Raw genomic sequence first — 23,137 nt, forward strand, 5'->3', positions numbered from 1 at the left:
CTATTAACCACCTTCGTCTGCATTTGTTCTGTTTTCCACTAATTTAGAATTTGTTTAAATGCCCTAATCCGGTCAAAAACGGCCTTTAGCGTGAAAAAGCCCAGCTTTTCGGCTGGGCTTTGGATTTAGTTGATGGGGCTATTTTTTAAGTAATTTTCTAAGTAAGTAGTATACTGCTGATAGAGAAGCAACTGAGTATTCGCACTATACGCAACCCCATGGGCACCGGGTGGGTAGATTCGTAAATCAGCATCTTTACCGGCATCTTCGAGGGCATTCATCAACTGGAATGTGTTCCGAACATGTACGTTTTCATCCATTGTTGAGTGGGCGATGAACATTTTGCCTGCCAGGTTTTTGGCATAGGTCGTCACGGCACTGGCCTTATACTTTTCGTCATTTTCGGGCAGTAATCCCATGTATCGCTCGGTGTAAATGGAGTCGTATAAGCGCCAATCCGTAACAGGAGCCCCCACAATCGACACTTTGAATACGCCCGGATGCGTCAGCATGGTGTAGCTGCTCATGTACCCACCATAGCTGTGCCCACGAATGGCCATCCGATTGGCATCGATCCAGGGAAGTTTGGCCAGATAGGCAGCCGTTTCGGCAAAATCCAGGCTTTCATATTTACCCAATTTCTCATAAACAATCTTCTCAAAATCGCGACCATAGCCTCCGCTACCCCGGTTGTTTACACTAACGACCACATAGCCCGTTTGGGCCAGCCACTGGTGCCAGCCTGTTGTAGCAAATTCGTTATAAACCGACTGAGCACCCGGCCCCCCGTAAATATCCAGCACAACCGGATATTTGTGGCTCGGGTCGAAATCGATGGGCTTGATGATCGAGATGTCGATGGGTTGGCCGTCGGAAGTAGTGAAGTTGGCCAGTTCTTTATGCGCATAATCGTGGCTGGCGATGTAATCCCAAACTCGCTTGTTCGTTTCTAGCGCCTTGATAAGCTGGCCTTTGGTATCGCGGAGTTCAACCTGCGTAGGTGTGGTTACGTTCGAGTATTTGTCGATGAAATACTGGCCGTTGGGCGAAAAATTCACCGCATGTCGTCCGGCTACACTGGTCAATCGTCGTTTGTTTTTTCCGTCTACATCGGCTACGAATAACTGGCGTTCCAGTGGGGAGGCTTCAGTAGAGGTGAAATAAACTTTCTTGGTTTTAGGGTCGATGTAATGCACGTACGTTACTTCCCATTTGCCAGTCGTGACGGCGTTGAGCAGTTTACCCGAATAGTTGTAGCGATACAGATGCGAATAGCCATCGCGGTCGGATACCCAATAAAACTCCTGAACACCGGCCGGGAAATACATCAAGTGGTTTATGCCTGCGAAGAAATCGAAGATGTCGATCCAGGTGTTGGAGGTTTCTTCCATAATCTGACGAGCCTCCCCCGTACGACCGTTGGCCATGTACACCTGCAGGTGGTTCTGTTTGCGGTTGAGGTGCATGAGCGCCAGTTGCCCTTCGAGCGATGTCCAGTAAATACGTGGAATGTAGCCATCACCAAGATCGACCTTCATCCATTGCTTGGATTTGTTGGCAATTTCGATGACGCCGATGCGGACAATCGGATTGGTGTCGCCCACGCGGGGGTAGGGGAGTGAGTCGTATTTTTCGTCAAATCCTTTGTAATCCGTCAGTCGATACATCGGTACCTGCCGTTCGTCCGACTGCCAGAACGCAATGAACTTACTATCGGGCGACCATTCCCAGGCTTGGGCTAGACCAAATTCTTCTTCATACACCCAGCCAAAACGGCCGTTGTAAAAAGCTGGTTTCGCATCGTCGGTAAGCTGGGTTTCCTGTTGCGTAGCAAAATCGAATACAAACAGATTACCCCCGCGTTCGTAGCCGATTTTCTGACCATCGGACGATAGTTCGGCCGTTTGGGCATCTTTGGCCACCAGCTTCAGGCTTTTATCAGCTACCGAATACACATAATAATCGGATATACCTGAGCGCCGATAAACTGGCCGGAAATTGCTTTGAAACAGGATATTTTTTGAGTCTTTCGACCACTGAAACGAGCCGTAGGCGAAAGGACGATCCGAATTAGGAAATTTCAGTTGAGCACCGTCGAAGATAATCTCTTCCTTCTGGTCTTTGGGCGAAAACGTTTTGATGGTATTCTGACCATCGATAAACGAAAACTTGCTGCCACCTTCAATCCAGTTGACGGAGCGGGGGCCGGGCAGTCCGGCAAGCTGCCCTCCCGAAAATAAGGCCTGTTGAAGATTGGCATAGCGCTGACGGGTCTGCGCTACAGCCTGCTCCAGGTGTAAATGAGCAAGTAGGATAGCAGTCGTGAAAAGCAGCCCGAGTCGATTACGGTTGTTCATTGAGAATAGTATGACTTATCGAAGATTCAAATTTACAAAAAAAGGCTTTTCGGATTGGTGCAATGATTCCCACTTCGTTGGTGTCTTTAGGCGGAGTTTTATAGTTATATTTCACAATAAATTAACATTCCTTTTTAAATCATTCACAAACTAACTACTGACCTATGACAAACAGGTACGTACTGGTTGGCAGATCGGCCCACTCGCTTTGGCTGTTCTGTTTGACCTTGTTGCTTTGTACTACCGCTTTGGCACAAAGCACGCGTTATACGCTGAGAGGACGCGTCACTGACTCTGAGAAACTGGCTCTTCCGGGAGCTACCGTCGTAATCGTTGGTACAACGGTTGGAACCACCACCGATGCAGATGGGACTTACACCCTGCCTGTAACCCTTAAGCCAGGCCCCATTACCCTCGCCTTTACCATTATCGGGTATGAAACCCTGCGTAAAAACATTACGCTCGGTAACGCAACAGAGGTGACGGTTGATGCCGAAATGGTGGCTGCGCCAACCAATCTGGATGAAGTGGTGGTAACGGGTTCAACCCTATCGGCCCCCAAGCGTGAACTGGGTAACGCTATCAGCACCATTAAGGCAACCGATTTGCAACAGTCGGGTTCAGGTAACCTGATCAATTCGTTACAGGGTAAAATGCCGGGTGCGCAGATTACGCAAAATTCGGGTGATCCGGCGGGTGGTATCAGCATTCGTCTGCGTGGGATAAAATCGCTGGTTGGCTCGTCCGATCCTCTGTATGTAGTCGATGGAGTGATCGTCAGCAATGCCAGTACCAACGTTTCGCAACTGGCGCTGGCTAATGATGTGGGCAATGCCAACGTTGGACAGAACCGTATGGCCGACATCAATCCCGATGACATTGCTACGATCAACGTAATTAACGGTGCGGCTGCGGCTGCTCAGTATGGTTCGCGGGCGGCTAATGGTGTAGTCATCATCACAACCAAGCGTGGACAGACTGGCAAACCGACCGTTACGTTTACGACTTCGTTTAATGTCAATGAGTTGCGTAAGAGCGTACCCGTGAATACCTATGGCAAGCAGTTTGGGTTTGCTGCGCTCCGCCTTTATCCTATTGGAGTGATCTCGGCCGCTCAGATTGCCGCCAACCCAGGAACGACCACCACCAATATTTATCGCGAAGGAACACAATCGGCCCTGGCTACGAATCTGGTGGATGTACAGCGGTACAATTACTTTGATCAGATTTTTCAGAAGGGTACGGGTACCGACAATACCATTTCCATTGCCGGAGGTCGCGACAATACGCAGTATTATGTGTCGTTCGGGTATCTGAAAAATCAGGGTATTATCAAACAGACCGATTTCACCCGCTATAACCTTCGCGCCCGCGTCGATCAGCGGCTAACCAACTGGGCCAAAGTATCGGTAGGCTTGAGTTACATCAATAGCTTGTCCAACGAGAAAGCCAACGGCAACGTGTTTTATAGCCCGATCAACTCGGTCAATATCACGAACAACATCTACGATATTACCCAGCGTGATGCGGCCGGTAACCTGCAGGCCGTGGAGCCAACCCGCGTGAATCCTCTTTCTACAATCGAAGACATGAAGTTTTCGCAGGCCGTCAGCCGGACTATCAACAGTCTGCAACTGAACCTGACACCACTCAAAGGTTTAAGTGTCGATTACATTGTAGGGGTAGATGCGTACTCGCAGTTTGGTAAAAACTACATCCGTCCGTATCCGTATCAGGCCGTTGCTGGGTTGCCTGCTGCCCGTTATCCGAATGGGTTTGCAGCTACGGCTACCAATCAGGTTGTTCAGTTCAACAATGACCTGAATGCACAGTATGAGCGTCAGTTTAGTGATAACTTTAAGATCAATGCGGCCATCGGGTATAGTTATCAGTATTTCCAGGCTGATTACTCGATCAATAGTGGGCAGAACCTGTCGCCATTTATCGAGACAGTTAGCGGAGCCAGCGCAACCTATGCAATCAAATACGATCTGGACCGGTATAGTCTGAGCGGTATGTTTGCTCAGGCCACCTTTGGGTATCGAAATCTGGCCTTCATTACGGGGGCTGTTCGGCGTGACCAGTCATCGAAATTCTCGCCAACCCAAACGAACCAATACTATCCTAAAGTCAGCGGTTCGTTCATTGTGTCGGATCTTGACTTCTGGAAAGGCTTGTCGTTCAGCAACGCCTTCAACAGCCTGAAATTACGGGCTAGTTATGGTGAAGCCGGTAACCTGTCGGGTATTGGCTCGTATGCTCGTTTCTACCAGTTTAGTCCGGTAAGCTACCTCGGTAAAAACACAGTGGTTCCGGGCACTCAATTGGCGAATCCCGATGTGCAGCCTGAGCGAATGGGCGAACTGGAGGGCGGTATCGACCTGGCGTTTCTGAATGGACGGATTGGTTTAGGGGTCACCGCTTATAAGCAAAAAATTAGTAACCTGGTCGTTAACCGGACACTGGCGCCAACTACGGGCGGAACGAGTATTGTGAACAACGTAGGGTCGATGGAGAACAAAGGATTTGAGGTTGTGCTGGACGTTACACCCATTAAAACCAAAGACATTACCTGGGATTTCACGGTCATTTACAACCACAACCGGAACAAAGTGCTTGACTTGGGCGGCTTACCAATTATCAGCCCCGATGCCTCTTCAGCCTCTGGTACGCCTGTTTACCTGATGGTTGGTCAGCCGGTTGGTGTTTTCTATGGGACAGCGTACGCGCGGAATCCAGATGGTTCGCTATTCCTGTCACCATCGGGTTTTCCGCAGTCGGAGCGGGCGGCTTCGCAGGATAATGGTGCCATTAACTATGTTCCGGCCACTCGTGGTAGTGATGGAGCCATTGACGCAACCAAGCCAACGGCTAACATTATCATTGGTAACCCGAATCCCAAATGGACCGGCTCATTCAATACGAATGTATCGTATAAAAAGCTGAGTCTGCATGTGCTGCTGGATGCCGTACAGGGTGTCGATGTATTCAATGCGGATAAACGGACACGGCAGGGGGTTGGACTGGGCGACTATGCTGAACAGGAGCTTCGTGGAACCCTAAAACGCGGTTACATTTTCGGTATTTATAACACGCAGGAGTTCCGGGTCGATCCGGGATCGTATGTTAAGCTTCGTGAAGTGGCGCTGAGTTATACGCTGCCTACGTTGGTGAAAGGTCTTAGCCGACTGAACATCGGCTTGGTTGGTCGTAACCTCTATTCGTGGGATAAGTACACGGGCTTCGATCCTGAAACAAATGCCGGAGGAAACAACGATCTGTTGCGCGGCATCGATTTCGGCAACGTCCCCATTCCACGTACTTATCAGCTTAAACTGTCAGCCACATTCTAATATGAAAAAGATTCTCATACCCATCTGTCTGACAGGACTGTTGCTGCAGTTTTCCTGTAATCAGACGTTTTTAAATCCCAGTACCATTAGCCAGTCGCAGGCGGTTAGTTCGTCCGATGGTCTGATTACGTTGAGCAACGGACTGCAATACCGCTATACAACGGGTGGCGCTTTAAGTGTACTGTATGCGAGTACAGCCGGTGCCGGACTGACAACCCGCGAAGACTTTGTCTTAAACGTGGGTAACCTCGATGAAGCGAACCTGGCCGTAGGTGGCGGGAACGTGTCGAATATCAACGGTGTTGTCCGTAACCTATGGACACAAAGCCATCTGGTTCGCGCTAATTCTGAACTGATTCTGGCTAATACGGGTGTTGTGAACGATGCGGGCACCAAGAGTGGAATTATCGGCTACGCATCCATTTTTCGGGCATTGTCGCTGGGAACACTAGGGCTATTTTTTGAGCAATCGCCGGTAACGACGGGAACGAACGTGCCTTTTGTTCCGCGAGCCCAAGTGTTTAAAGAAGCCATCACCACACTCGAATCGGCGGCAACCCAGGTTGCTTCGGCTCCCATTTCGGCTGATTTTACCGGTAAGATCGTACCGGGTATCGATATCACGAATACCATTCAGGCGCTCATTGCCCGCTATGCACTTTTCTCCGGTGATTACGATAAAGCCCTGGCTGCGGCTGCGAAGGTTGATCTGTCGAAAAAGTCGGTTTATAACTTCGATGACGTGACACGTAACCCGCTGTTCGAGTACACATTTGGAAACCTGAACGTATTCCAGCCTACGAATGCCAGCCTGGGTCTGACAGGTGCTCTAGCCCCCGACCCGGCTGATAAACGGATTTCGTTTTTAACCAAACCAAGCACCAATACAGCCGTAGCGCCGGTTATTGCGACGGCTTTTTATACGGCCAACAATGCGGCTGTACCCGTTTACCTGCCTGGTGAAATTCTGCTGATTCAGGCTGAAGCTTATGCTCGCAAAGGTGATCTGACCAATGCCGTTGCGTCGTTGAATAAAGTGCTGACCAAAACAACCGATGCATTCGGACTGGGAGCCGCTTTACCAGCCTACTCAGGTGCCCAAACGGCCGATGCGGTATTGACCGAAATCTACCGGAACCGGCAAATCGAGTTGGCGTATCAGGGATTCCGGCTTGAAGATAGTCGTCGGTTTAACCGCCCAGGCCCAGGCGCTACTGGCGCTGAGCGGAACCGTAACTTTTTCCCGTATCCGCTGACGGAGCGTAACAACAATACCAGTACGCCCACCGATCCGGCGAATTAAAACGGCAGGAGAAGGGGTTAAAGGAAAAAGGAGAAAAGGATTACTCAACAGTGATCCTTTTCTCCTTTTTCCTTTAACCCCTTCTCCTTTTCTAAAATTTTACCGGAAGCCCCGTACGAGTCGATTCATAAATGGCCTGGAATAGAGCCACCACTTTACGACCATCTTCACCCGTTACCATTGGTGGGCGCCCTGCCCGGATGGCGTCACGGAATTCGGCGATCTGAATACCGAAATAATAGACTGTCGCATCAATGGTATTGAAAAAGGCCGTGTCTTCGGCTACGAATTCAGCGAGTTTAGATTCTTCGCCCGGTACGGTCCAGAGATCGTTGACGGGCGGATCGGTAATGCTCGACATGCCGGCGATAAATAACGCTCCACCATCGGTCTGAACACCCACCGACGCGCCATTTTCGCCGTGCACATGCACTTTTCCGAAAATGCCCGGTTTCTGGCTGTTGCTGACAATGATGTTGCCCAGCCCACCATTTTTGAATTTAACGATAGCCAGTGCTGTGTCGTCCACCTCTATATAAGGGTGATTCAGGTTGCGCCAGACACCGTACACTTCCTCAATGTCGCCCATGTACCACAGTAGCAAATCCAACTGGTGAGGGGACTGATTGACCAGTACCCCACCGCCCTCGTCGGCCCAGGTACCGCGCCAGGCATCGCTTTTGTAATACTCTTCGCTCCGCCAGCCAAGCATCTGAATCGTTCCTAGCACAGGCTTGCCGATTTTGCCCGTATCGATAGCGTCCCGAATCCGCATGGAAGGGGCATAGAAACGACGTTGGCTAATCGTTCCCAGATAACGATTGTTTCGGCTGGCCGCTTCGATCATGGCGTCGCAGTCTTCGAGGGTAGAAGCCAGCGGTTTTTCGACCAGCACGTGCGAACCGGCATTTAGGGCGGCTACCGTAACATCCCGGTGCGAGGGGTGCGTGGTGCAGACCAGACAAAGATCGACGTTCTCCCGGTCGACCATATCGTAAATATCGCTATACGCCCGAATGCCGTATTGATTGGCGAAATCTTCGGCTTTTTGGTAAGTACGGCCATAAACGGCTACGAGTTGGGTATCGGGAGTTTGCAAAGTTGCTTTGGCATGAAGATGCGCTACTTTGCCAGGGCCAATAATGGCAATACGAAGAGGATTTGGCATAATTATGTTGAACCGTATTCCAACGAAATGCTCAAAAATAGAGTCTTCTACTCATGATAACTACTGTAGCGGTATGAAACGACTCTTTATTGGATTGATGCTGATTAATCTGGTTACCATATCCTGCCAGAAAAAGGAGGATAGCCTAGGGATTGGACCTTACCCCACTACCATCGCCTGTGGTACGGTGAATCCCTCCCAAAACCTGCCTTGGCTTCGTTCGCTCATCAGTCAGTTAACTGTTGATGTTGTTCGAGCAGCTACCTACAAAGGGGAAACGTATATTGATCTTTACGCTTACCATTGGTCTTGTATGGGTTGTCATATCTACCGTTGCGACGGGAGTTCAGTCAATCTCAGTCAACTACCTGCTGCTGATCGGGAGGAGATAATGAGTCGTTTGTGGTCGTCGGAACCGTATGTTCTCTATAAACGCAGTTTATAGCTCGCTTAAAATGTGCTTCGGCCTTAATGAGCTTTGATTTAGAATTTATAATAGACAGTAATGAAATCATATTTGCCCAGCGCACTTGTGCTACTTATGCTGGTAGTTGGCTGCCAGCGGGAAGATGATGTAGCCGTCAGCGATCTTTTGTATCGGAAATGGCGAATGACGAAAATCCAATACTCGACTGGTGATCCGGTCGAGGTGGTAGCCACCAACCCCTGGGCGCTGGTAAGGTTTACATCGAACGGGACAATCCTTTATGGCGAGGATGGAAAATATGATCCCTGCTGTTCACCTGCCCGGTTTAAGCGCAAAGGAACTGTATTAGATTTACAGGACGTAGCTTCCATTCCTATGCCTGAACGGACACCGAACAATATGTGTACTGCGGTCGATTGTGCTCCTTATGGGGCTTCCTGGCAAATCATCAGGCTTAACCCAAATGAATTAGTCATTCAACAGGATAGGGCTGTGATAACCTATGTGCCGTATTCTTAAGACAGTTTACCAATGCTATAAGCAATCGATTTATTGATACTGATCAGAAGATGTGTGCTACTGCCTCATGCGTTTCATTGACAGGACGCGTCACGACGATAACGAAGTAGAGCAAAACCTTCCTTGAACTATAAATTGGAGACTGGGTTGCCCAATATGCGCTATCCAGGTGACTTTACGGTTTTAAAACGACCTTAATCAGGCCTTTTTCTTTAGCGTACAAGCGCTTAAACCAGTCGGCACCTTCTTCCAGGGGTACTTCGGCACTCAGGATGGCTTCGACATTTATTTTGCCTGATGAGATTAGGGCCAAAGCGGCTTCGTACTCACCATTGATGGCACAGGAGCCTTGCAGCCGTAATTGACGCGTCACAACGGCTTGCAGGGGAATCTCAACCGTCGGGGCCAGATTACCGACAAGCGTTACCGTAGCCCCTTTCCGAACGCACTCAATGGCGGTTTTAACCGTCGGGCCAGCGCCAACAACTTCAAACGAAACATCGGCTCCGCGCCCATGCGTAAGGTCCTGCACCTGTTTGGCTACCTCGCCACTTCGTGCGTTGATGGCGTGGGTAGCCCCTAATTTTTGGGCCAGTGCAAGTCGGTCGTCGTCCAGATCAATGGCAATGATCGTCGTACAACCGGCCAGTTTCAATGCCTGGATTACGAACAGGCCAATCATACCGGCTCCGACCACTACCGCCGAGTCGTTGACCTGAATGGGCGTTAGACTCAGTGCATGAAGGGCTACCGCTACCGGCTCGACCAGGGCAGCCTGGGTAAACGTGACATTATCGGGAACGGCGTACAGAATGTGCTGGGGTACGGAAACATATTCGGCAAACGCTCCCTGGCGTTTAAAATCAGGGGTCGACACGCCTACCACTTCACGGCCATCGCTGAGATTATAATGTCCCCGGCGGCTGTACCAGTCATCCAGCGCATACACCGTCGAATCGAAGGTAACCCGGTCCCCGACCGACCAGTCGCGTACGTCGGCGCCCACTTCGGCAATGATACCACTGGCTTCATGCCCCATCACAATGGGGGGAATCCGTCGGCCGCTGCTGCCATCCATGCCGTGAACGTCGGACCCACAAATGCCTACGGCCTGCACGCGAACCAGTACTTCATTGGGCCGAATGCCAGGCTTCGGCAGATCTTGCAAATCGAATTGATTGTATTCGGTAAGAACGAGTGCTTTCATTTCTTTTTGTCATGCTGACGAAGGAAGCATCTTCGGTAGAGCAATAAGTAATAATGTGAGAAGATGCTTCCTTCGTCAGCATGACAAAAATGCTAATTCATTCGCTGATATATCCTGACAAATGCTTCAATAGGAACCTGATCGTAGTTACCCTGTTGCAGATTGGGAGCTATTTCATAGGTTACTACCTCATCCAGCGAGTCTGGTAGTTCGCCAAACAGTTTGCTGGCCGTATTGGCTGTGTATTTCTTTTTTGTCCGAACCAGTCGATGATCCGGATCTTTACCCCAGGCGGCATTGTCGCCCAGAATCAACTGGATTTTGGCCCAGTCGTTAAAGAAATACTCCTGCAATAACGGAATTATCCGATCTCGAAAGGCCTGACAAAGATCGGCAAAGGTTTCGATATTGGTAAGATACGCATGGCCAATCTGATGATCGCGGTCGAGCAGGTATTCAATCCGCTCATTCATCGTTCGGAGTAATTGTGCTAAATCGACGCCATCGACAGTCTTCAGTAGGGACGGGTCGGGCAGCATCTCGCGGAACGAAAATCGCCGACGGAGGGCAATGTCGAGCAGAGCGATGGATCGGTCAGTTGTGTTCATAGTGCCGATCACAAACAGATTGATCGGTACGCCGAAACGCTCCTGCGAGTAGGGGAGGGTCAACCAGAGTTCATGCTCAGCACCCAGTCGTTTGTCGGATTCAAGCAATGTGATCAAATCCCCAAAAACGCTGGCTACGTTGGCCCGGTTGACCTCGTCGATGAGCAGGTAATGCGCTGGTGCCCGTTTCAGCTTTTTGCTACGATTCTCGGCTGAATCATGCAGACAATCAGCCAATGTGCCATACCCAGCCTGTTGAATGGCCGTTACGCAGGCTCTATAGAAAATACCCTTACGGATTTTATAGCTAATCTGTTTGTCAACTACCTCTGGCCGGATGCCTTCGACAAACTCTTCGTAGCTGTAAGACGGGTGAAATGTGATCAGACTCGCATTTTTATCGGTCAGGTAAGGCTGTAAGGCAAACGTTTTACCGGTACCTGGTGGTCCAAACAGAATGAGATTGTGCGGCTGATTGGGTAAGGTTGGCTCGGGCTCATATGGCGCTTCCGGTTCTTCGAGCAACTGTCCGTTTACCAGCCGCTCCCCCAAACTAGGGTCGTCGGCCAGACGAATCATATCGCTGAGGAAGGCTTCGTCTTCGGCAGCCTGATATACGTCGGTATTATGCCGGGCCAGGTGCGGCCCCCGCTTGGTACTTTCAACCAGTTCGAGCAGGCAATCTTCCCAGCAAGTGCGCAGGGTAGGGTTATATAGCAAGTGAGCCGTCGATTGGCCAATGATGACAGCCAGATAATCTGACTTTTCGGTTAATGGCTCAAAGCCCAGCTCCTCCAGATTTTTGAGCCGGTCCTGGCACGACTTTTTGATCGTTAAGTGATATTCAGCCTCGCCCCGACGGAGCTTCTGAATCCGCAAAGCCTGAAAAAAATTGATGTTGGCCGTGATCGACGCTTTGTCGGATTTTACAACAAAAGCTAGCCGGGCATCGCCATTCGGTAAGTTGACAATATCGATCAGGTCCTTGAGCAAACCGAAAAACCGACGAATGGCTTCGGCATGGCCAATGTCGCGAATTCGGTCAATAAGAGCTTGCTGCTGGGGATCGGCGGTCACGGAAAAGGTGATAAGTATAGCCTACGAAGTTACGATAAAATGCTTGGAATGAGACAAGGGAAAGGTTTTTTTACCTACTCGTCATAATCGAAATGATTATTCAGATAGTCGATTGAAAGCCTTCCTTTCCTGAATTGCCCGCTGCCAACCGTACCATCTTTTAGGACGCTGCATATTATTTCGTTAGAACGCTCAATCTGCGTCTTTCTCAGGTTTAGCACATGTGCTCCCATACGCAAATCAGTATGTTTTATCGTCTGTTCTTTACGAATTTTAAATCGTCCGCCTATACCTAGCTGAGCACCCAGGCGACTCCCCTTTTGATACGGGCCGATTTTGGAAATTCCGACAGGTGTTAAACTGATTCCGACATTGGAGCCGGTATCCAGGAATAGATTTAGTTGATGTCCAAGGGAGCTATGAAAAACTAAAAGAGGTCGTCTAGTTCCCAACAGGTTACGCGTCGCGGTTGGCTGAAAAACTGGTTTTCGTACACTAAGCTGTTGAGCTTTATAGTCGATTGTAAACCGAAACTGTTGTAGTACATCCCAACCCAGCATCCCATCGGCCGGAAAACCTGTCATAGTTGTTTTCCAAACGGGTAGGTTCATAATGGTCAGTTCACCGATTTGAAGCGAATCAATTCGGGTTAAGACAGCCTTAGTAGATTGGTGAAGGCTGTTTATCACGGATACATTAAATAAAGGCTTGCTCTTTAGCTGGCTGGCCAAACGCTTTGAAATAGTTGTTCGTTCGCATCCGGTATCGATAACAAAACGGTAGGGCTTGCCGTGGATTAGTACCGTCACAATCGGCCACTTTTGTACGCGTATCGGCAGTTGAATACTATCGGTTGGAATGCTGAAATTGGGAAGAGGTTGAGAAGTTAATAAACGAGCTTCGGACAGGTTAGGCCCCGTATAACCTGTTGAATCACAAAAGCGAACGTAGGCTTGATATTGATGTCGTCTGAAATAAACTTCTTCCAGTAACAGAGACTGAGCATCTTCGCGATTGGGGTGTTCTCCGTTCTGAATGATCTGTTTGAGTAGCTTTTCAGCGTCGGTAAACTGATGAAACAAACAGAAATCAACCGCTGTGGCATAGTCTGCCGTAATGGTATCTATGGGTGAAGTGGACTTAGGGGCAGCAATTACACAGTTGATAGATAAATAAGTTACTAGCCAGAGCAACAGTTTATTCATGTACAATCAGGAGGTTATTAACAATATTAGCTAAGACTCTCGATGTTATTTTAGTCACTTCTTAATTGGTTGCAAATAGATAACTGGATCAAACACTAATAACTCACCATCTTCTCTTACAAGTACATTCCGATAATGAAGATCGCTGACGATGATCCCGAAGTTTGAATTGATATAATCATTGTTTTGCAGGGGAACGAAATCAAACGGTTTCATATAGGCCGCTACTTCTTCGGGCGTGGCCCCACGCACACCGCGAAGGGCTTTTTGGCTAACCACTGCCATTAACGAATCATCGACTTCCATCAATCCCAGGAAGGTATAGCCTGTTTCTGGAAAAAGCCAGTTATGAAGCAACAGGTTATGGAAATAGCTCAACCAGGTGCTATAATAGTTGAGATTGTTTCGCTTAAAGTAAACGCCGAATTGAACGTAAACCTGATGTTCGGCTCCCCCTTCTCCACCTTGAGCTTGCCAGGCATCAGTAAAAGGCTCTTCTGGAATCAGTTTATGATTCGCGTTAGCCCACTTACGCAGCAACTTTTCTTCCCCTATTCGTAAGGCCCGATCCAGCGTTATTTTTTCGGTACGGGTTTGAGGGGCTGGTCCCTGAGCCGCTTTGCTTGCTCGATGCACTCCTGCAATGACATCAAGGGCTGCTCGGAGACTTTCCTGATCATTTTTTTGCTCTGCTGCCGGTGGTATTCGTTGAGGTATGTAGCGTTCTCGTCCATCTGACAATCTCCCTTTTTCTTCATTAACAGACATAGCGTAGGGTTTGGTTCTTGCTAAACTGCTACGCCAAATAACTCCCGATACTGACTACATCGGCAAATACACCTGAAGCGGTTACCTCAGCACCCGCACCGGGACCTTTTACCACCAGCGGACGATCTTTGTAGCGTTCAGTTGTGAACGAAACGATATTGTCAGCACCTGTCAACTGGTAGAACGGGTGATCCTGACCAACCGTTCGTAGGCCGATGGTTGCTTTGTTGTTTTCGAAACTGGCTACAAAGCGGAGTTTTTCGCCGTTGGCTTCGGCTTCGGAAAGCAGGTTTTCGAAATAGGCGTTATTGCGTTCGAGTTCCTCAAAAAAGGCAGGTACCGTTGGAGCCAACTGGCATGATTCGGGCAGTATGGGCGTGATGGTGATGTCTTCCGGTTCGAGTGGGAAACCGGCTTCACGTGCCAGAATCAGGATTTTTCGGGCTACGTCCAGCCCGCTCAGATCGTCGCGGGGATCGGGTTCGGTATAGCCTTTCTCCTTGGCTTCACGCACCACATCGGCAAACGACGTTTCAGGACGGAAGGTGTTGAAAATGAATGACAACGTACCCGACAGAATAGCTTCGATTTTCAGGAAGCGGTCCCCGGCCGTCATTAGACCTTGTACGGTGTTGATAATCGGTAGTCCTGCTCCTACGTTGGTTTCGTACAGGAATTTAACTCCCCGATTCAGGGCTGTACGCTGCAAGCGTCGATACTCACTGTACGGGCCTGAGTTCGCTACTTTGTTCGGGGTCACCACGGAGATATTACTGTCCAGCAGCGACTCGTAAAACTGCACAATATCTTTATCCGACGTACAGTCGATAAATACGGAATTGGGTAGGTTATAATCTTTGATCTTATCGACAAAGGCTGGTAGTGAGGTGGTTACGCCCTCGGTAAGCAGTCGTTCGCGCCAATCGTCCAGCGAAATGCCTTTCGGGTCGAGTAGCATTTTTTTGGTGTTTGTCATACCCACCACGCACACCTTCAGCAACTTTTCAGTCCTTAGAAATTCGAACTGGTCGTTGATCTGTTTCAGGAGTGTTTTGCCAATGAGGCCGGTTCCGACCAGATACAGATTCAGTACGCGGGCTTCGGACTGGAAGAAGATATTGTGCAGGGCATTGAGTGCCTTCGAAAGGTTGTTCTTATTGATCACCACCGAGATGTTGATCTCCGAAGAACCCTGTGCTACGGCCACAATATTGACCCCGTTTTTGCCCAGTACAGAAAAGAGCTTCCCGGCAATACCGGAGCTTTTTTTCATGCCTTCACCGACGGTCGCTATAACCGATAAATCGCGCTCGATAGCAATGCTGTCGATATGGCCGTGTTCGATCTCGGTGGCAAATTCGGCTTCCAGAACGGCCTTTACGTTGTCGGCTCCACGTGGGTCGATGGCAAAACAGATGGAGTGCTCCGACGACGCCTGCGAAATCAGAATGACACTGATCCGATGAGCAGCCAGTACACCAAACAACTTAGCCGACACCCCCGCTACGCCAATCATCCCCGAACCCTGTACGTTGACCAGCGCAATATCGTCGATGCTCGAAATACCCGTAATCGTATACTGCCGCCGGTCGGCCGTTCGACTGACAACCGTACCATTATGGGTGGAATTGAACGTATTCAACACTCGAATGGGGATGTTTCGGGCGAAGGCTGGTTGCAGACTCGGTGGGTAAATAACTTTCGCGCCGAAATGACTGAGTTCCATGGCTTCGGCATAGGTAATAGTTGGAATGTTGAAGGCGTTTGGCACTTTCCGGGGATCGGCCGTCATCATACCATCGACATCCGTCCAGATGTCGATCACTTCGGCATTCAGCGCAGCCCCGATAATCGATGCGGTATAATCCGACCCACCCCGCCCAAGCGTAGTAGTTTCGTTTTTCTCGGTAGAGCCGATAAAGCCAGTAATCAACTGTAGATCGGTTACTTTGCCAAAATATTCCTGAATAAGCTGATTGGTAAGCGTATAATTGACTTCAGCATGACCAAACTGCGCATCGGTCTTAATCAACTTACGGGCGTCACAATACTGAGCTGGTATCCCGCGACTTTTTACACATTCGGTGATGACCGTTGTAGACAAGCGCTCGCCAAAGCTGGTAATCAGGTCATGGGTGCGGGGAGTTAACTCCCGGATGAGCGAAACACCCCGCAACAGGTCTTCCAGTTCGTTGATAATGCCCCGAATATGAGCAAATACCTTGCTCTGCTCCTTAATGGGAATAAGGGATTTAATTACGTTGAAATGCCGATCTTCAATCCGCCGAACCAGTTCCATATAATCTGTTTCGCCGGTAGTGGCCATGCGACCGATTTCGATAAGCTGGTTGGTAACGCCCCCCATCGCCGAAAATATGACGGCAATTTGGTCGCCATTTTGGCGATGATTTTCAATGATTTGGATAACCAGTTTGATACTTTCTACGGAACCGACAGAGGTACCACCGAATTTAAGAACCTGCATTTGTAATGGCGAATGAGTGAATGAGTGAATGAGCGAATAATCTACAGTCACTCAACGTAATTTATTCAGGAGGCTATTGATGAGGTAGTTTTTAAGGGCACAAAGATACCTAACAAAGAGCGAATGAGTGAATGAGTGAGTAAGTTATTGAGTGAATAAGTTAGGCAGCACTTTTCCCTCATACACTCATTCACTCCGCTTCGGCAGTCCGATTTCGCTCTTTGTTAGGTATCTTTGTGCCCGGAGAAAACATAAAGTTGGGCGGTACGTTGTTTGGGTACGAACCTATTTTTTTCCATTCATTGCGATGAACACTTCGTTTTCGATGTTTTTAACCCGCCTTTCGGTGTTTATGCTGCTGCTGGCCACGTTTGGCTGTCAGCAGCGTGACGACGCAGTTGCGGCACCACAAACCATAACTGATCGCTTGCTGGAAGACAGTCAGTTTGGCTTGTTTCGGGCGGTCGTTGCGTATGCAGGTGTTAGCGATGCGCTCAAAGACGGTAATATGACGTTGTTCGCGCCGACGGATGCGGCATTTCAGGCGTCGGGCATAACGGCCGAATCGATTCGGGCTATGACCCCTGCTCAGGCGCGGGTGCTGGTGTTATACCATGTGCTGTATGGTCAGGTGGCTATCAGTGCGATTCCTTCAGGAGCCAATTCCGTCGAGATGGCCAGCAAAGGCATTGCATTCGTCAATAAATCAACGGATGGATCGGTATCGATCAATAATGCCAAACTGACGCAGACCACCATTACCGTCGCCAATGGGTATATTCACACCATCGACCGGGTGCTGGTTCCGGCTACAGGTACGATGCTGGCGGCTATCCAGAGTAATCCAAATCTGACCTATCTGGCAACGGCTCTTAAGCGAGTTAGCACGAGTAGTCCGGCGTTGGTCGATATGTTGACGAGTACGACGGCCGCTAATGGTGTTACTGTATTTGCACCGACTGATGCCGCGTTTATGGCCGATAAAGTCTATAATACGAAAGCGGCCATTGAGTCGGCTAGTGTACAAACGTTGACGAATACGTTGTTGTATCACGTCATACCAGGAGCCTTATTTTCCAATCAGCTTCAATCGGGGACTTACAACACCTTGCTGAGCGGTAGTAAACTGATCGTAACGGTAGGAGCAGGGCAGATTACGGTAAAAGGAGCGAAGAATGCTACCCTGTCGAGTGTGAAGCAGGCGGATGTACTCACCAATAACGGCATCATTCACCTGATCGATCAGGTGCTGTTGCCGTAAACTGTAAACCGAATACCGAAATCTTTTTATAATCTTCCCAACGTTTTGCCACGTTTGTGGGTCAATTAGCGTAGTTCTTATATTGTATTGTGTTGATGCCTAAAGTTCAGCTACTCATTTTGAGCCTCTTAGCACTGGTTGCGATGGCTTCCTGCTCCGATAGTTCTGTAGATCCTACAACCACATCTAATCTGGAAGTTATTCAAAGCTATATGGATACACAGCCGCTGTCGTTCACGGCAACAGGGAGTGGACTGTATTTCGTAACCACAAAGGCGAGTTCATCCACGGTGGTTCCCGCTTTTGGCCAGGAGCTTGAGTTAACGTATACATTATCAGTACTGACGCGCAGCACCAGCAATACGAATGTTATTGTAGCGCAGGCCGTTGATTCGGCTTATGCCACAACGTCGACCTTTTTTCCTTTTTTCAGTGGTTCGCTAAAGGCAGGTTTGCAGGAGGGATTACTGAAAATGCATGAAGGTGAAAGTGCTGCAATGCTAATGCCCGCAAGCCTGGCTTTCGGCAGTGTAGGGTCAGAGGATAAGAAAGTAGCGGCAAACTCGGCAGTGCGTTATGATGTGACACTTGTGCGGGCGCGGACGGAGGAACAACAGATTACAGACTATATTACTGCCAATAAGCTCATAGTGGATACAACGACTACGAATAAAGTACGGGTTATTCGGACTGTGAAGAATCCGACAGGAGTTGCCGTAGCCGGTAAAACAGTAATAACGACTACGACTGTGGTCAGGCAACTTCGGGCAAAAACGGCGGTTGACTTCGATACGACGGGAGCGAATGTAAAAAATCTGGCGGGCTATATCGAAGGGGTAAATCAATTGCGAGTAGGCGAAACGGCGACGCTTATTTTTCCATCTTCGGCGGGGTATAAAGATGCCGGTACTAAAACAGCCACTACCAACGACAAGGGGAATTACTTATATCGAGTAGCTCCTTATACGCCATTAATATATACTGTCACAGTGGTTTCGGCCAGGTGACGCAATACCAAAAACAATTATCAATTCAACTTTTCATGCGTACAATACCTCTCTTTTTTCTAGGCCTTCTGCTCATTTGCGGATTGACTTCCTGCTCAAATAGTACTGTAGATCCTAGCCAGGACGCCAACACTATTTATCAGGCCAATTTGGCTGATATCAAAACCTATACAACCGCCAAAGGACTAACCGGTACCACAACCAGCACCGGACTTTTCTTTGCTCCGCTGAAAGTGAATGCAACAGGTCTTGCTGCAACGTATGGTACAGAACTAGAATTTAATTATCGGCTTTACGCATTGTATGGACCAAGCAATTCGAATGGGGCTAGTGGAGTTACAGACAAATTGCTGGATACAACCTATTTAAGCACACCGGTTTACCGGAATTTTTATCAGGGGGTGCTATTGCCGGGCCTGGAAGAAGGTTTGTTAAAGATGCATGAGGGCGATCAGGCTGTCATGATTATGCCATCGGTCCTGGCTTTTGGTAATGGGTCAACATCCGATCTTCCGGCCAATTCCCCAGTTCGGTTTGATGTAAAACTCAATCGGGTACGCACAGAAGATCAACAGATGGATGAGTATATGACTACCCAAAAGATGACGCCAACTGAGGTGACATCAACCGGTTTGCGTTTCATTAAGACACAGTCGAATCCCACAGGCCAAACCCCAGGCCCCACACAAACGCTCGTTATAAAGTATAGAGGGCAGTTGTTAAGGGCTACTCCTTCGTTGAGACTTGGGACCGCTTTTGACAGCACCGGTACGGGTACACTCGCTTCGACCGCTACTCAATTTATACCTGGTTTTTCTGAAGGCTTATCAAAACTTAAGGTAGGTGAAAAAGCAACGATCATTTTTGCCTCAAAATTAGGGTACGCCGAAAAAGGTGTAACCAGTTCCACTACGGCAACCTATATCATACCACCTTATGCGCCATTGCGGTTCGATATAGAGCTTGTTTCAGTACAGTAAATAACGACTACATATATTTTTTTTAGCGACTTGCGGGCTCCGTAAGTCGCTTTTTTTTAAGAAAAATACTATGATTTCTTTATTTTGTAATGTACCTATTTATTGCGGATTGTTGTATTAGTGTTATGATGATTGCCATTTACATATAGAAAGTTGATTAATTAATGAGAAATATACTTAAGTGGGAAATGTAATAATACTTATCTATACACATTAATGACTAATTATTGATAATTCTGAAAAAACAGTATTAAGCGAAACATTATTAAAGTTTTACGTCTTATGGAATGTATTTTATTCTACATTCGCTGTTTAATTATTATTGAACCTATGTGTACTTATTACAAATTGAATCGTTTTTTGTTAAGTTCAGCGCTGACGATGCTGACACTTACTGCTGTCTTGGCCCAGGGGATTCGGGGCCGTGTTATTGATGGAACTACTAAAGTGGCGATACCGGGTGCAACGGTTGTTTTGGTAAACACTGCCATTGGCGCTACTACCGATGCAAATGGGGATTATAACGTGAAAGTGGCTCCGGGCAACTATACCGTACGGGTGAGTTTTGTAGGATATGAAACGCTGAGTATACCCGTCACCGTCACAAGTGGCGATCCGGTGGTGGCCGATGCCTCGTTGAAGGAAACTACGGCTTCATTGTCAGAAGTAGTAGTAACTGGAACACGAAGCACAGGACGCGTGAAAACCGAAAGCCCTGTTCCGGTAGATATCATCAGCGTACAGCAGCTTACTACGCAGGCTCCCCAGAACAACCTGAACCAGATTCTGAACATGGTGGCGCCGTCGTTTACCTCAAACACCACAACGGTAGCTGATGGTACCGACCATATTGACCCTGCCCAGTTGCGTGGCTTAGGTCCTGACCAGGTGCTGGTGCTGCTGAATGGCAAAAGAAGACACACCTCCTCTCTGGTAAACGTAAACGGTACGCCTGGCCGTGGTTCGGTAGGTACTGACCTCAACGCAATTCCTGCTTTTGCCATTGACCGGATTGAAGTACTGCGCGACGGGGCGGCTGCCCAGTATGGCTCAGATGCTATTGCGGGTATTATCAACGTAAAAATGAAGGAAGCTACTGGCAAACTGTCGTTATCAGTATATGGTGGTGGGAACTTCTCGCAAGGTTCGAACAACTTCAAAGGTGGCATGGATGGTGGCAATGTTCAGGTAGATGCCAACTATGGGGTTCGGATTGGTAAATCTGGTTTTTTCAACGTAACGGGTTCAGCACAAATGCGAAACTATACAAGCCGGGCTATGCCAAACACAGCGGCTTTGCTCAATCGCTATAATGCTATTGAATACAGAACCTTACAGTCGGGTGGAAGTGTGATTAATTTGCCCAACAACATTGATGCTATCAAGAAAGGGGCTTTGGCAGTGACCTATTTTGATGCTGCTACTCAGGCAAGCATTGCCAATGCAACCAGCCTTACAGATCTACGAAGTGTTCTGAGTGCAGACGTAACAGACACTGAAGTAGCCGCCCGTGGCCTGCAGCGGAGCGATTTCAATATGCGCGTTGGGCAGTCAAACTTACAGAGCGTTCAGTTTTTTGCAAACTCGGCTATCCCCATCAATGATAAACATGAATTTTATGCCTTTGGGGGCTACGGTCGCCGGACGGGCGACGCAGCCGGTTTCTACAGATCGCCTAACCAGGCACGCGCTTATACTGGTATTTTTATCAATGGTTTTCTGCCCGAAATTCATTCAGAAATCATCGACGGTTCGATGGCTGCGGGGCTTCGTGGCAAACTCGGTGCCTTCAATTATGACCTGAGCAATACATTTGGCTCGAACACCTTTAATTATGGTGTAGAAAATACCGTTAATGCAACCTTGCTCGACAAATCGCCAACTGTATTTAAGGCTGGTGGTTTGAACTTCAAGCAAAACACGATTAACCTCGACTTTAGCCGTAAGCTCGACGTACTTTCTGGCCTGAACCTCGCTTTTGGTGCAGAAGGTCGTTTTGAAAGCTACCGCATCAAGGCGGGTGATGAGAACTCATGGGCGCGCTATGACGTAAACGGAAACGTTATCACAACCTCAACGCAGGTAGCACCTTCTGATTTCTTTGGCGCTGCACGTCCAGGTGGTTCGCAGGTATTTCCCGGTTTCAGACCAGAAAACGAACGGGAGACAAAAGATGCCAACCGGCAAAGCATGGCCCTGTACGCTGATGGCGAATTGGACGTAACCAACCGGTGGCTGCTGGAAGGTGCTATTCGTTTCGAGAATTACTCCGATTTTGGGAGCACTACCAACTTCAAACTGGCTACACGCTATAAGCTGACCGACAATATCAATATTCGTGGTGCGGCATCAACAGGTTTCCGGGCGCCTTCGTTAGCTCAGATTTACTTCAACTCAACAGCAACCCAATTTGTAGGTGGCGTACCTTTTGAAGTAGGCACATTTAGTAACCGATCAAAACCAGCCGAATTGCTGGGTATTCCTAAACTGAAACAGGAAGAATCGAAAAGCATCAGTGCTGGCTTCACGGCAAAAATACCTTCTGCCAATTTAACCATTACGGCCGATGGCTATTTTGTGGCAATTAAAGATCGGGTTATATTGACCGACCAGTTTGCCCGCCCTAGTGGTACGGTATCGGGAGCTGCGCTGACATTGCAACAACTCTTCGATCAGGCTAATGCTACGGCGGCTACCTTCTTTGCCAACGCCATCGATACCCAATCGAAAGGAATTGACTTAGTGATTACGCACCGGGCTAAGCTTGGTGGAGGAGCTTCGCTGAAAACGGATTTAGCCGGTACGATTTCGCAAACGAAACAGGTTGGCGATATCAAAGCCTCTAAAATTCTGGCAGATAACGGTCAGGTCAACCGGTACTATTCGGAAGCATCGCGGGTATATTTACAGGAAGCCGTGCCCAGAGTTAAGTTCAACCTGAGCCATACGCTGACGATAAACAAGTTTGACTTCTTCCTGCGGAATGTGTATTTCGGTAAAGTTACCGATCCCAACACGGTTGACGTAAATGGTGATGGTATGATTGGTGCCATTGTTGTAAATGGACAGGCTGTCGAAAACGAGCATCCAATTTGGGGCGCACGGGTTATTACAGACCTCTCTGTTGGTTATCAGTTCATGCCTGCCATCAAAGTGGTAGTGGGAGCTAACAATATCTTTGATATTTACCCCGACAAAAACTATGGACCAGTGTCGGCCAAACGGCCAACCGGTGTAGATGCCAGTGGCAACATTGTGTATAGCGCAACCCCATCGGTCGTTGATTTGTCGAACTCCAACCAATTCGTGTATTCACGGAATACGTCGCAGTTTGGTATGAATGGCCGGTTCCTGTTTGCCCGTTTGAACTTTACGTTTTAACAGAGTAAACTATTGAATAAGTTAATCAAAA

General features: G+C 48.6%; 15 protein-coding genes. 8 read left to right on the top strand and 7 right to left on the bottom strand.

Translation table 11 applies throughout. The features are described from left to right. Nucleotides 1-125: 125 nt before the first annotated feature. Complete coding sequence (locus tag ACYVFD_RS08840; RefSeq protein WP_461089534.1) at nt 126-2,357, bottom strand: S9 family peptidase; 2,232 nt, start codon at nt 2,355-2,357, stop codon at nt 126-128. A gap of 164 nt (nt 2,358-2,521) precedes the next feature. Here ACYVFD_RS08840 and ACYVFD_RS08845 point away from each other — a divergent pair, with 164 nt between their 5' ends. Then, nucleotides 2,522-5,710 carry a SusC/RagA family TonB-linked outer membrane protein gene (locus ACYVFD_RS08845; RefSeq protein ID WP_461089535.1) on the top strand — a complete coding sequence of 1,063 codons (3,189 nt, stop codon included), beginning with the start codon at nt 2,522-2,524 and terminating at the stop codon, nt 5,708-5,710. A gap of 1 nt (nt 5,711) precedes the next feature. Continuing rightward, entirely contained in the window at nt 5,712-7,013 is a 1,302-nt protein-coding gene (locus ACYVFD_RS08850) for a RagB/SusD family nutrient uptake outer membrane protein (RefSeq protein ID WP_461089537.1), read from the top strand. A 91-nt stretch (nt 7,014-7,104) separates the two neighbouring features. On the opposite strand, the gene ACYVFD_RS08855 is transcribed toward ACYVFD_RS08850, so the two are convergent. Beyond that, complete coding sequence (locus ACYVFD_RS08855) at nt 7,105-8,181, bottom strand: Gfo/Idh/MocA family protein (RefSeq protein ID WP_461089538.1); 1,077 nt, start codon at nt 8,179-8,181, stop codon at nt 7,105-7,107. 73 nt (nt 8,182-8,254) lie between these two features. Between ACYVFD_RS08855 and ACYVFD_RS08860 the strand changes: the two genes are divergently transcribed. Together ACYVFD_RS08860 and ACYVFD_RS08865 are read left to right on the top strand one after the other, a co-directional pair. Then, entirely contained in the window at nt 8,255-8,626 is a 372-nt protein-coding gene (locus tag ACYVFD_RS08860) for a hypothetical protein (protein WP_461089539.1), read from the top strand. Between the two features lie 60 nt (nt 8,627-8,686). Next, nucleotides 8,687-9,127 (top strand): hypothetical protein, encoded by a 441-nt coding sequence (locus ACYVFD_RS08865; protein WP_461089540.1) that lies wholly within the window; start codon nt 8,687-8,689, stop codon nt 9,125-9,127. A 175-nt stretch (nt 9,128-9,302) separates the two neighbouring features. Here the strand turns inward: ACYVFD_RS08865 and ACYVFD_RS08870 are convergent, their stop codons facing one another. The 5 genes from ACYVFD_RS08870 to thrA all read right to left on the bottom strand — a co-directional run bounded on the left by ACYVFD_RS08870 (nt 9,303) and on the right by thrA (nt 16,477). Beyond that, entirely contained in the window at nt 9,303-10,334 is a 1,032-nt protein-coding gene (locus tag ACYVFD_RS08870; RefSeq protein ID WP_461089541.1) for a galactitol-1-phosphate 5-dehydrogenase, read from the bottom strand. A gap of 92 nt (nt 10,335-10,426) precedes the next feature. Continuing rightward, nucleotides 10,427-12,019, bottom strand: coding sequence for an McrB family protein (locus ACYVFD_RS08875; protein ID WP_461089542.1), 1,593 nt, complete (start codon nt 12,017-12,019; stop codon nt 10,427-10,429). Between the two features lie 74 nt (nt 12,020-12,093). After that, nucleotides 12,094-13,224 carry a retropepsin-like aspartic protease gene (locus ACYVFD_RS08880; protein WP_461089544.1) on the bottom strand — a complete coding sequence of 377 codons (1,131 nt, stop codon included), beginning with the start codon at nt 13,222-13,224 and terminating at the stop codon, nt 12,094-12,096. Nucleotides 13,225-13,278: 54 nt separating this feature from the next. Beyond that, on the bottom strand, nt 13,279-13,992 hold the full coding sequence (locus tag ACYVFD_RS08885) for a putative polyvalent protein kinase domain-containing protein (protein WP_461089545.1): 714 nt from the start codon (nt 13,990-13,992) through the stop codon (nt 13,279-13,281). Nucleotides 13,993-14,020: 28 nt separating this feature from the next. Further along, nucleotides 14,021-16,477, bottom strand: a complete 2,457-nt coding sequence (gene thrA / locus ACYVFD_RS08890; RefSeq protein ID WP_461089546.1) for a bifunctional aspartate kinase/homoserine dehydrogenase I — start codon at nt 16,475-16,477, stop codon at nt 14,021-14,023. 307 nt (nt 16,478-16,784) lie between these two features. Between thrA and ACYVFD_RS08895 the strand changes: the two genes are divergently transcribed. The 4 genes from ACYVFD_RS08895 to ACYVFD_RS08910 all read left to right on the top strand — a co-directional run bounded on the left by ACYVFD_RS08895 (nt 16,785) and on the right by ACYVFD_RS08910 (nt 23,106). Then, nucleotides 16,785-17,738 (top strand): fasciclin domain-containing protein, encoded by a 954-nt coding sequence (locus ACYVFD_RS08895; RefSeq protein WP_461089548.1) that lies wholly within the window; start codon nt 16,785-16,787, stop codon nt 17,736-17,738. Nucleotides 17,739-17,857: 119 nt separating this feature from the next. Next, entirely contained in the window at nt 17,858-18,745 is an 888-nt protein-coding gene (locus ACYVFD_RS08900; protein ID WP_461089549.1) for an FKBP-type peptidyl-prolyl cis-trans isomerase, read from the top strand. 35 nt (nt 18,746-18,780) lie between these two features. Then, nucleotides 18,781-19,725 (top strand): FKBP-type peptidyl-prolyl cis-trans isomerase, encoded by a 945-nt coding sequence (locus ACYVFD_RS08905; RefSeq protein ID WP_461089550.1) that lies wholly within the window; start codon nt 18,781-18,783, stop codon nt 19,723-19,725. Nucleotides 19,726-20,106: 381 nt separating this feature from the next. Beyond that, nucleotides 20,107-23,106, top strand: a complete 3,000-nt coding sequence (locus tag ACYVFD_RS08910; RefSeq protein ID WP_461089551.1) for a TonB-dependent receptor — start codon at nt 20,107-20,109, stop codon at nt 23,104-23,106. Nucleotides 23,107-23,137 lie beyond the last annotated feature (31 nt).

The sequence above is a fragment of the Spirosoma gilvum genome, from assembly GCF_054776815.1.

Coding starts and splice junctions, on each gene's coding strand:
- ACYVFD_RS08865 (WP_461089540.1), top strand. CDS start 8,687: ATGAAATCATATTTGCCCAGCGCACTTGTGCTACTTATGCTGGTAGTT.
- ACYVFD_RS08870 (WP_461089541.1), bottom strand. CDS start 10,334: ATGAAAGCACTCGTTCTTACCGAATACAATCAATTCGATTTGCAAGAT.
- ACYVFD_RS08850 (WP_461089537.1), top strand. CDS start 5,712: ATGAAAAAGATTCTCATACCCATCTGTCTGACAGGACTGTTGCTGCAG.
- thrA (WP_461089546.1), bottom strand. CDS start 16,477: ATGCAGGTTCTTAAATTCGGTGGTACCTCTGTCGGTTCCGTAGAAAGT.
- ACYVFD_RS08855 (WP_461089538.1), bottom strand. CDS start 8,181: ATGCCAAATCCTCTTCGTATTGCCATTATTGGCCCTGGCAAAGTAGCG.
- ACYVFD_RS08845 (WP_461089535.1), top strand. CDS start 2,522: ATGACAAACAGGTACGTACTGGTTGGCAGATCGGCCCACTCGCTTTGG.
- ACYVFD_RS08910 (WP_461089551.1), top strand. CDS start 20,107: ATGCTGACACTTACTGCTGTCTTGGCCCAGGGGATTCGGGGCCGTGTT.
- ACYVFD_RS08885 (WP_461089545.1), bottom strand. CDS start 13,992: ATGTCTGTTAATGAAGAAAAAGGGAGATTGTCAGATGGACGAGAACGC.
- ACYVFD_RS08880 (WP_461089544.1), bottom strand. CDS start 13,224: ATGAATAAACTGTTGCTCTGGCTAGTAACTTATTTATCTATCAACTGT.
- ACYVFD_RS08840 (WP_461089534.1), bottom strand. CDS start 2,357: ATGAACAACCGTAATCGACTCGGGCTGCTTTTCACGACTGCTATCCTA.
- ACYVFD_RS08860 (WP_461089539.1), top strand. CDS start 8,255: ATGAAACGACTCTTTATTGGATTGATGCTGATTAATCTGGTTACCATA.
- ACYVFD_RS08895 (WP_461089548.1), top strand. CDS start 16,785: ATGAACACTTCGTTTTCGATGTTTTTAACCCGCCTTTCGGTGTTTATG.
- ACYVFD_RS08905 (WP_461089550.1), top strand. CDS start 18,781: ATGCGTACAATACCTCTCTTTTTTCTAGGCCTTCTGCTCATTTGCGGA.